Source organism: Streptomyces kebangsaanensis (assembly GCF_001906585.1).
In the GTDB taxonomy this organism is placed as follows: Bacteria; Actinomycetota; Actinomycetes; order Streptomycetales; family Streptomycetaceae; genus Streptomyces; species Streptomyces kebangsaanensis.
Genome location: NZ_JUJA01000154.1, coordinates 28,021 through 36,822 on the forward strand (window position 1 = coordinate 28,021; position 8,802 = coordinate 36,822).

10 protein-coding genes are annotated in these 8,802 nt (G+C 72.0%); 9 read left to right on the forward strand and 1 reads right to left on the reverse strand.

What is annotated here, in order from left to right; genetic code table 11:
• The 8 genes from recG to mutM all read left to right on the forward strand — a co-directional run.
• A partial coding sequence (recG, locus tag RH94_RS25220) for an ATP-dependent DNA helicase RecG (RefSeq protein ID WP_234426038.1) occupies positions 1–2,000 on the forward strand: 2,000 nt, incomplete at its 5' end.
• Between the two features lie 65 nt (positions 2,001–2,065).
• Positions 2,066–2,653, forward strand: coding sequence for a 16S rRNA (guanine(966)-N(2))-methyltransferase RsmD (gene rsmD / locus RH94_RS25225; RefSeq protein WP_073950213.1), 588 nt, complete (start codon positions 2,066–2,068; stop codon positions 2,651–2,653).
• A 26-nt stretch (positions 2,654–2,679) separates the two neighbouring features.
• A complete protein-coding gene (gene coaD, locus RH94_RS25230) occupies positions 2,680–3,159 on the forward strand; it encodes a pantetheine-phosphate adenylyltransferase (protein ID WP_199881058.1) in 480 nt (159 codons plus the stop codon).
• Positions 3,160–3,275: 116 nt separating this feature from the next.
• Positions 3,276–4,376, forward strand: coding sequence for an ATP synthase F0 subunit B (locus RH94_RS25235; RefSeq protein ID WP_073950217.1), 1,101 nt, complete (start codon positions 3,276–3,278; stop codon positions 4,374–4,376).
• A 127-nt stretch (positions 4,377–4,503) separates the two neighbouring features.
• Positions 4,504–5,157 carry a YceD family protein gene (locus RH94_RS25240; protein WP_073950219.1) on the forward strand — a complete coding sequence of 218 codons (654 nt, stop codon included), beginning with the start codon at positions 4,504–4,506 and terminating at the stop codon, positions 5,155–5,157.
• A gap of 2 nt (positions 5,158–5,159) precedes the next feature.
• A complete protein-coding gene (rpmF, locus tag RH94_RS25245) occupies positions 5,160–5,333 on the forward strand; it encodes a 50S ribosomal protein L32 (RefSeq protein WP_003951102.1) in 174 nt (57 codons plus the stop codon).
• Positions 5,334–5,340: 7 nt separating this feature from the next.
• On the forward strand, positions 5,341–6,183 hold the full coding sequence (rnc, locus tag RH94_RS25250) for a ribonuclease III (RefSeq protein WP_199881054.1): 843 nt from the start codon (positions 5,341–5,343) through the stop codon (positions 6,181–6,183).
• 90 nt (positions 6,184–6,273) lie between these two features.
• The gene (gene mutM / locus RH94_RS25255) at positions 6,274–7,134 is read left to right on the forward strand and encodes a bifunctional DNA-formamidopyrimidine glycosylase/DNA-(apurinic or apyrimidinic site) lyase (protein ID WP_073950223.1); all 861 of its coding nucleotides are present in this window, start codon (positions 6,274–6,276) and stop codon (positions 7,132–7,134) included.
• Between the two features lie 54 nt (positions 7,135–7,188).
• Here mutM and RH94_RS25260 read toward each other — a convergent pair whose 3' ends face one another.
• A complete protein-coding gene (locus RH94_RS25260) occupies positions 7,189–8,337 on the reverse strand; it encodes a CAP domain-containing protein (protein WP_073950225.1) in 1,149 nt (382 codons plus the stop codon).
• A gap of 169 nt (positions 8,338–8,506) precedes the next feature.
• On the opposite strand from RH94_RS25260, the gene RH94_RS25265 reads away from it, so the two are divergent.
• Positions 8,507–8,788, forward strand: a complete 282-nt coding sequence (locus tag RH94_RS25265) for an acylphosphatase (protein ID WP_073950227.1) — start codon at positions 8,507–8,509, stop codon at positions 8,786–8,788.
• Positions 8,789–8,802 lie beyond the last annotated feature (14 nt).

Here is an 8,802-nt window from a genome sequence, read left to right on the forward strand (position 1 = left end):
CCCGCCTGCACACCTTCGCCTCCTCCCGGGCGCCCCGCGGCAAGGGCCAGCGCCTGGAGGTGACGATCACGGACGGCAGCGGCCGGCTCCAACTGGTCTTCTTCGGCAGCGGCGTGCACAAACCCCACAAGGAACTCCTGCCGGGCACACGCGCGATGTTCGCGGGCAAGGTCTCCGTCTTCAACCGGCGGCTGCAACTGGCCCACCCGGCATACGAGTTGCTGAAGGGGGACACCGGAGAACCGGTCGAGAGCTGGGCCGGTGCGCTCATCCCCATCTACCCGGCCACCGCCAAGCTGGAGTCCTGGAAGATCGGCAAGGCGGTCCAGACCGTCCTGCCCAGCGCCCAGGAGGCCGTCGACCCGCTGCCCGACACCCTCCGCGCGGGCCGCGGCCTGGTCGCCCTGCCCGAGGCCCTGCTCAAGGTCCACCGCCCGCACACCAAGGCGGACATCGCCGACGCCCACGCCCGCCTGAAGTGGGACGAGGCCTTCGTCCTCCAGGTCGCCCTCGCCCGCCGCCGCCACGCGGACACCCAGCTCCCCGCCGTCGCCCGCCGGCCCGGGCCCGACGGTCTCCTCGACGCCTTCGACGACCGCCTCCCCTTCACCCTCACCGAGGGCCAGCAGAAGGTCTCCCGCGAGATCTTCGACGACCTCGCCACCGAGCACCCGATGCACCGCCTGCTCCAGGGAGAGGTCGGCAGCGGCAAGACGCTGGTCGCCCTGCGCGCCATGCTCGCCGTCGTCGACGCCGGCGGACAGGCCGCGATGCTCGCGCCCACCGAGGTGCTGGCCCAGCAGCACCACCGGTCGGTCACCGAGATGATGGGGGAGCTCGCCGAAGGGGGGATGCTGGGAGGGGCCGAGCACGCCACCAAGGTGGCGCTGCTGACCGGCTCCATGGGGGCGGCCGCCCGGCGGCAGGCCCTGCTCGACCTGGCCACCGGCGAGGCCGGCATCGTCATCGGCACGCACGCGCTGATCGAGGACAAGGTCCAGTTCCACGACCTGGGCCTGGTCGTGGTGGACGAGCAGCACCGGTTCGGCGTCGAGCAGCGCGACGCCCTGCGCGGCAAGGGCAAGCAGCCCCCGCACCTGCTGGTCATGACCGCCACCCCCATCCCGCGCACGGTCGCGATGACGGTCTTCGGCGACCTGGAGACCTCCGTCCTCGACCAGCTCCCGGCGGGCCGCTCGCCCATCGCCAGCCATGTCGTCCCGGCCGCCGACAAGCCGCACTTCCTGGCCCGGGCCTGGGAGCGGGTGCGCGAGGAGGTGGCGAACGGCCACCAGGCGTACGTGGTCTGCCCGCGCATCGGGGACGAGGACGACGACCCGAAGAAGGGCGCCCGGAAGAATTCCCCCGAGGACGAGGCCGAGAAACGCCCGCCCCTCGCCGTCCTCGACGTCGCCGGCCAACTCGTCAAGGGCCCCCTGCACGGACTGAGAGTCGAGGTGCTGCACGGACGCATGCAGCCCGACGACAAGGACGCCGTCATGCGCCGCTTCGCCGCGGGCGAGACCGACGTCCTGGTCGCCACCACGGTCATCGAGGTCGGGGTGAACGTGCCGAACGCCACCGCGATGGTCATCATGGACGCCGACCGCTTCGGCGTCTCCCAGCTGCACCAGCTGCGCGGCCGCGTCGGCCGGGGCACGGCCCCCGGCCTGTGCCTGCTGGTCACCGAGATGCCCGAGGCGAGCGCCGCCCGCCAGCGGCTGAACGCGGTGGCCTCCACGCTCGACGGCTTCGAGCTCTCCCGCATCGACCTCGAACAGCGCCGCGAGGGCGACGTCCTCGGCCAGGCTCAGTCCGGCGCCCGCTCCAGCCTGCGGGTGCTCGCCGTCATCGACGACGAGGAGATCATCGCCGAGGCCCGCCAGGAGGCCGCCGCCGTGGTCGCCGCCGACCCGGACCTGGAGCACCTGCCCGGACTGCGCACGGCACTGGACGCGCTGCTGGACGACGAGCGGGAGCAGTACCTGGAGAAGGGCTGAGAGACTGGGAACGGCCAGCACCCGGACCGCACCAGGACCGGACCGTACCGACAAGGACCAAGGACATGACCCGCGTGATCGCCGGCCGGGCCGGTGGACGCCGCCTCGCCGTACCGCCGGGCCACGGAACCCGCCCCACCTCCGACCGGGCGCGCGAAGGCCTGTTCTCCACCTGGCAGTCCCTGCTCGGCGGCCCGCTGGACGGCGAACGGGTCCTGGACCTGTACGCCGGCTCGGGCGCCGTCGGCCTGGAGGCCCTGTCCCGCGGCGCCGGGCACACCCTGCTCGTGGAGGCCGACGCGCGCGCGGCCCGCACGCTCCGCCAGAACGTGCGGGCACTCGGCCTGCCCGGCGCCGAGGTGCGGGCGGCCAGAGCGGAGCAGACCGTCCACTCCCCGCCACCGGACGAGCCGTACGACATCGCCTTCCTCGACCCCCCGTACGCCGTCACCGACCACGATCTCCGCGAGATCCTGCTCACACTCCGCACTCAGGGGTGGCTCGCGGAGGACGCCCTCGTCACCGTGGAGCGCAGCACCAGAGGCGGCGAATTCAGGTGGCCGCACGGATTCGACGCGATCCGGGCCCGTCGCTACGGCGAAGGGACGTTTTGGTACGGTCGCGCCGCTTCCACGAGCGAAGACGCACCATGACCGCACCGGAGAGCGAGGGATCCCAGTTGCGCCGCGCCGTCTGTCCCGGGTCGTTCGACCCCATCACCAACGGACATCTCGACATCATCGCCCGTGCCTCCCGCCTCTACGACGAGGTGTACGTGGCGGTGATGATCAACCAGTCGAAGAAGGGCCTGTTCGAGATCGACGAACGGATCGACCTCATCCGCCAGGTCACCGCCGAGTACGGCAACGTCCGGGTCGAGGCCTTCCACGGTCTCCTCGTCGACTTCTGCAAGCAGCGCGACATCCCGGCCATCGTCAAGGGCCTGCGCGCCGTCAGCGACTTCGACTACGAGCTGCAGATGGCCCAGATGAACAACGGCCTCTCCGGCGTCGAGACGCTCTTCGTGCCCACCAACCCCACCTACAGCTTCCTGTCGTCCTCCCTGGTCAAGGAGGTCGCGGCCTGGGGCGGCGACGTCTCGCACCTGGTGCCGCCGCAGGTCTTCGACGCCCTCACCCGGCGCCTGCGGAAGGACTGAGGCGCCGGACGCCCCGTCACCCGGTGTCCGGCGATCGCCTCATGGCCGTACAGTCGTCCCGTCGGTCTCCGACACATCGGTAGTCCAACACATCTGTGGAAAGTGGCGAGCACACGGTGGACGTGCAGAAGAAGCTCGACGAGATCGTGGCCACGGTCTCCGGCGCCCGGTCCATGCCCATGTCGGCGTCGTGCGTGGTCAACCGCGCCGACCTGCTCGCGCTGCTCGAAGAGATGCGCCAGGCCCTGCCCGGCTCGCTCGCGCAGGCGCAGGAGCTGATCGGCGACCGCGAGCAGATGGTCGAGGAGGCCCGGCGCGAGGCCGAGCGGATCATCGAGGGCGCGCACGCCGAGCGCGGCTCGCTGATCTCCGGCACCGAGGTCGCCCGCCGCTCCCAGGCCGAGGCCGACCGGATCCTCACCGAGGCCCGCCAGGAGGCCGAGGAGGTCCGCCAGGAGGCCGACGACTACGTCGACTCCAAGCTCGCCAACTTCGAGGTCGTCCTCACCAAGACCCTCGGCTCGGTCGGCCGCGGCCGCGAGAAGCTGCTCGGCACCGGACCCGGCCTCGACGAGAACGGCTACGAGGACGAGGACGCCCCCGAGCGCAGCCACGACCCGGAGACCCTGCGCCGCAACGCCGACGCGTACGTCGACGCCAAGCTCGGCGCCTTCGAGGCGGTCCTCGCCAAGACCCTGGAGGCCGTCGGCCGCGGCCGGCAGAAGCTGCACGGCCACATCGCCACCGACGACCTCGGCGCCCTCGCCGACGACACCACCACCGTCCAGCACTCCAGCGACGCCGACTACCTCGCCGACCTCGCGGCCCTCGCCGACACTCCGCCGGTCCCGGCCCCGGCCCCCGCCCGGGCCACCGCGCCCGCCGAACAGCCCGCCCAGCCGCAGTACGAACCGCAGCCGGCCTACGGCTACCAGCAGCCCGCGCAGACCGACCCGTACGGCGGCTACCAGCAGGGCTACGGCGGCCAGGACCAGTACGGCTACCAGCAGAACGACCCGTCGTACGCCTACCAGGGCTACGACCCCCACCAGCAGCCGTACGACACCGGCCAGGACCAGCAGGCCCAGCAGGGTCACCAGGACCACCACGGCTACGCCCAGCCGCAGGCGCACGCCCTCGACGAGACCAGCCTCTTCGACACCAGCATGATCAGCGCCGAACAGCTCCGCGCCTACGAGCAGGGCCGCGGCCTGTAGGCCGGATTGGGACGAGAGCGGAAGGTCCAGTATCCTGGCTCTTCGGTCGCGTGTACGTCCGCGATCCGCGCTGCCCGGGGACACCTCCGGGTCGGCGTCCCGCCGAGTTCGGAAACCGAAAGCAGGAATGGCTCACAACGCCCGCCTCGACCACCGCAACCCTCTCGTGTTCGACACGCACGAGCTGGGACGGCGGCCCGGCGCGCTGCAGCGCCTGACCCGCACGGTCCCCGCGCCCGGGGACCTCGGTCTCGCGGGAGTGATCGGAGTGCCGGAAGGCGCACCGGTCGAGCTCGAACTCCGGCTCGAGTCGGTCATGGAAGGGGTGCTCGTCACAGGCACCGCCCGTGCACAGGCCGAGGGGGAGTGCGTAAGGTGTCTGGAGCCGCTCGGGCTTGATCTCGAAGCGGACTTCCAGGAGCTGTTCTCGTACCCTGACGCCGACGAGCGGGGCCGTGGGACCGCACGGTCCGACGACAACGCCGACGACGACGAGGACGACGAGGACAGGCTCTTCCTCGAGGACGGACTGTTCGACCTCGAACCTCTGCTGCGTGATGCGGCGGTGCTCGCACTGCCGATGCAGCCGGTGTGCCAGGAAGACTGCCCGGGTCTGTGCTCCCAGTGCGGAGCGCGACTCGCGGACGACCCGGACCACCACCATGACGCCGTCGACATCCGTTGGGCGGCTTTGCAGGGACTCGCCGGCACCATGAAGGACGGCGAGAAGGACGAGATGGGCGGCGCCGAACCGGGCGTCGACGAGAAGCAGGAGAAGTAGCCGTGGCCGTTCCGAAGCGGAAGATGTCGCGCAGCAACACGCGCCACCGCCGGTCGCAGTGGAAGGCTGCGGTCCCCACCCTGGTTGCGTGCGAGCGCTGCCACGAGCCCAAGCAGCAGCACATCGCGTGCCCGTCGTGCGGCACCTACAACAAGCGCCAGGTCCTCGAGGTCTGAGCGGCTGGTGAGAGGCACTGTGTCCACTGCCAAGAAGGCGGAAGGCGCCGAAGCAGGCAGTCCCCGCCGACGCGGAAGTGCTCCGTCGGACAACACGGCCTCGTCCCACACGCTTCTGGAAGGGCGGCTCGGCTACAAGGTCGAGTCCGCCCTTCTGGTGCGCGCGCTGACCCACCGTTCCTACGCGTACGAGAACGGCGGCCTGCCGACGAACGAGCGGCTGGAGTTCCTCGGTGACTCCGTCCTCGGCCTCGTCGTCACGGACACGCTGTACCGCATCCACCCCGACCTGCCCGAGGGCCAGCTGGCCAAGCTGCGGGCCGCGGTGGTCAACTCGCGTGCGCTGGCGGAGGTCGGCCGTGGCCTCGACCTGGGCTCCTTCATCCGGCTCGGCCGCGGTGAAGAGGGCACGGGCGGCCGGGACAAGGCGTCCATCCTCGCCGACACCCTGGAAGCGGTGATCGGCGCGGTCTATCTCGACCAGGGCCTCGACGCGGCCTCCGAACTGGTGCACCGCCTGTTCGACCCGCTGATCGAGAAGTCCTCCAACCTCGGAGCCGGCCTGGACTGGAAGACGTCCCTCCAGGAGCTCACCGCGACCGAAGGGCTCGGCGTGCCCGAGTACCTGGTCACGGAGACCGGCCCCGACCACGAGAAGACCTTCACTGCTGCCGCCCGCGTCGGGGGCGTCTCGTACGGCACCGGCACCGGCCGCAGCAAGAAGGAGGCGGAGCAGCAGGCCGCCGAGTCCGCGTGGCGGTCCATCCGGGCCGCGGCGGACGAACGCACCGAGGCGGTACAGACCGCCGAGGACGCCGAGAGCACCGACGAGACGTCGGCTTCCGCCTGATCCACAGCACGACCCGAGCGCCCGCCCCGCCCAGGGACGGGCGCTCGGCCCATACGACGGCCCTCGCGGCCGTGGAGGTACAGGGGAGTCATGCCCGAGCTGCCCGAGGTCGAGGTCGTACGGCGGGGCCTGGAACGGTGGGTCGCCCACCGCGGCGTCGCCGACGTCGAGGTGCTGCACCCGCGCGCGATACGGCGTCACCCGGCGGGCGCGGAGGACTTCGCGCACCGGCTGAAGGGCCACCGCGTCGGTCTGCCCGGCCGCCGCGGCAAGTACCTGTGGCTGCCCCTCGAGGACAGCGGCCAGGCGATCCTGGCCCACCTCGGCATGAGCGGCCAGCTGCTCGTCCAGCCGCTCGGAGCGCCCGACGAGAAGCACCTGCGCGTCCGCGTCCGCTTCGACGACGCGCTGGACACCGAACTCCGCTTCGTCGACCAGCGCACCTTCGGGGGTCTGTCGCTGCACGACACCACCCCCGACGGGCTGCCCGACGTCATCGCGCACATCGCCCGTGACCCCCTCGATCCACTGTTCGACGACGAGGTCTTCCACCAGGCGCTGCGCCGCAAGCGGACCACCATCAAACGGGCCCTGCTCGACCAGTCGCTGATCAGCGGTGTCGGCAACATCTACGCGGACGAGGCGCTGTGGCGGGCCCGCGTCCACTACGAACGCCCCACCGCCGGCTTCACCCGTCCGCGCACCGCCGAACTCCTCGGCCACATCCGGGACGTGATGCACGCGGCCCTCGCCGTGGGCGGCACCAGCTTCGACAGCCTCTACGTCAACGTCAACGGCGAGTCCGGCTACTTCGACCGCTCCCTGGACGCCTACGGCCGCGAGGGCCTGCCCTGCCGCCGCTGCGCCACCCCGCTGCGCCGCCGTCCCTGGATGAACCGCTCCAGCTACTACTGCCCGAGGTGCCAGCGGGCGCCACGCCCGACGGCGTGACGCCCGGGACGGCACCGACGGGGAACCGGCGCCGCCCGGGAGCCCGCCGTGCCGTCAGTAGCCGAAGTTCTGTGTCCACCACGGTCCGCCGGCGCCGAAGTGCACGCCGACGCCCAGGGTCTTGAAGTCGCAGTTCAGTATGTTGGCCCGGTGGCCGGGGCTGTTCATCCAGGCCTCCATCACCGCAGCCGCGTCGGCCTGGCCGCGGGCTATGTTCTCGCCGCCGAGGTTGGTGATGCCGGCCTTCGCCGCCCGGTCCCACGGCGAGGCGCCGCTGGGGTCGGTGTGGTCGAAGAAGTCGCCCTCGGCCATGGCCTTGCTGAAGTCCTCGGCGAGGCCGGTCAGCGCGCTGCTCGCCGCGACGGGGGTGCAGCCCGCCCTGGCCCGCTCCTCGTTGACGAGCCGGAGGACCTCGGCCTCCACGACGGCCTCCTTGGAGAGCCCCGCCGAAGCCTTCGCCCCGCCCGGTGCCGGTGCCTCGGTGGCCGTGCCGGCCGGCGTGGTCTCCGGCTTCGCCGTGGTGTCCGGCGCCGCGGTCGGCTCCTCGGCCGGTGCCCGGGTGGGCGTGGCCGACGGCGAGGCGGTGTCCGGCGCGGAGGCCGAGGCCGACTCCGGGGCGGACGGCGTGGGCGAGCCGGCCCGCTCCGCGCCGCGGCTCGTGGAGGAACCGCCGGCCCGGCTGCCCGCGTCGGCACTGCCGGACGTACCGCCCTGCGGGCTCTCGCTGCTCGTCGGCGCGTCCGCGGCCTGCACCAGGTCGGCGCCGCCGCTGCTCCCGCCGCCCAGCTTGTAGTTCTCCAGGCCCGGCACGGCTCCGGTGGCCACCGCCACCGTGCCGAGGGCGACCGCGGCCGAGACCCCGAGCAGCCCCGTGCGGACCGGCGTCGCGGCCTTCTTCTTTCGGCGGTGGCCGGGCCCGCGCGGCCCGTCCGACGGGTTGAAGCCCTCGGCCGGGAAGGCCACCGTGTCGGCGGCGTGGGCGTGGTCGTCGTCCGTCGTGAAGAGGTACTCCTGGGCCCTGGCGTGGGCGTCGGCGTACAAGTCCGGGTTCAAGTAGGGCGCGATGCCCATGCGGTCGTCGTGGTCCCGCGGATGGGCGTCCCACGGATCGTGGTCCCCCGGGTAGGAGCCGTGCGTCTCCGTGACCCCCGTGGCGCGGCCCGTGGCGGCGCGGCCGGCGTCCGAGCGTCGGTGGCGTCCCATGTCCTGGCCTTCCTCGTCCCTGGCGGTCGACACGCGCCCTGAGCCGTCGCGGTCAACCCAACTCACTCGATCGAGTGAGTTTCATATGAGATTCATTGGGTCGGGACGGTACCGCATGGCGCGAGGGGAGGACGTGCCCCGAGAGACATTGGCCGGTTAGGTTGCAGTCATGAGCGAGGATGTGCGACTGGTCGCCTGGGTGCGCGGACGGGTCCAGGGAGTGGGTTTCCGCTGGTTCACGCGGGCCAGGGCCCTGGAGATCGGCGGGCTGAGTGGTTTTGCTCTCAATCTGGGCGACGGGCGGGTGCAGGTGGTCGCCGAGGGCACCCAGGAGGCCTGCCAGAAGCTCCTCGACTGGCTGCAGGGTGCCGACACGCCCGGGAGTGTGGACGGCGTCACCGAGATCTGGGACACACCCCGCGGTGGCTACGACGGCTTCGCGATCCGCTGACCGTGTGACGGCTC